The sequence below is a fragment of the Candidatus Hakubella thermalkaliphila genome (assembly GCF_013281975.1).
In the GTDB taxonomy this organism is placed as follows: domain Bacteria; phylum Actinomycetota; class Humimicrobiia; order Hakubellales; family Hakubellaceae; genus Hakubella; species Hakubella thermalkaliphila.
In genome coordinates this window covers 1-812 of sequence record NZ_BLRZ01000364.1, presented here as the reverse complement: position 1 = coordinate 812, position 812 = coordinate 1, and the positions used below count along the sequence as shown (strand labels likewise).

Sequence of the window (812 nt, the reverse complement as noted above, 5' to 3'; positions counted from 1 at the left end):
AACTCTAAAGGCGGAAAATGCCGAAACAGAGTTTTCCGTCTCCGGGACCGTCCTGGGTAAGAGGAATGTGCCCCGCTTTGTCTCCATCGATAAGTTTATGATTGACATGGTCCCCTCCAAATATATGGCTTTCTTTCGCTATAAAGATGTTCCGGGGAGGATTGGTATTATAGGGACCATCCTGGGTCGCAATAATATAAATATCGCCAACATGCAGGTGGGCCGCAAGAAGATCGAGGGAGATGCCATGACTGCTATCAATACGGATTCTCCTATTCCCGAGGAGGTCATGGAGGAGATTCGCCAGCAGTTGGGGATCGAAGAAGCCAGGTTTATAGAATTGTGACCGGTGGGATGGCGTAAGCAGATTGACCTGGTGATCTGGAGGGCCACCGGAAAGAACAGGTTGAGAAGAAGGCGGTGTTCTTGTTGACCAGAATAGTTCTGATTCGCCATGGTGAGACAGAATGGAATCGCCTGGGAAGGTTCCAGGGAAGAACGGATGTTCCTTTGAACCAGGAGGGATTAGAGCAGGCGGAGAGACTGGCCCAAAGGCTTAAGGAAGTGCCTCTCACCAGGATCTATACCAGTCCCCTGATCCGGGCCAGAAAGACGGCGGAGATAGTCAATGATTGCCACGGAGTAGAGATCGTCCCCCAGGAAGAACTGACCGAAGTAGACCACGGCCATTGGACCGGGATGTTCAAAAGCCAGGTCATGGAGATGGATGGCGAGAGATACAAGACCTGGCTCACCAGACCGGATACATTAGTTGTGCCAGGAGGGGAGTCCCTGAGCGATGTCTTTCGGAG

General features: G+C 51.7%; 2 protein-coding genes. Both read left to right on the top strand.

The features are described from left to right. Positions 1-346, top strand: a 346-nt coding sequence (locus tag HW443_RS12180) for an ACT domain-containing protein (RefSeq protein WP_176238328.1), incomplete at its 5' end; no start/stop codon positions are given. 83 nt (positions 347-429) lie between these two features. Then, a partial coding sequence (locus HW443_RS12175) for a histidine phosphatase family protein (protein WP_320411584.1) occupies positions 430-812 on the top strand: 383 nt, incomplete at its 3' end.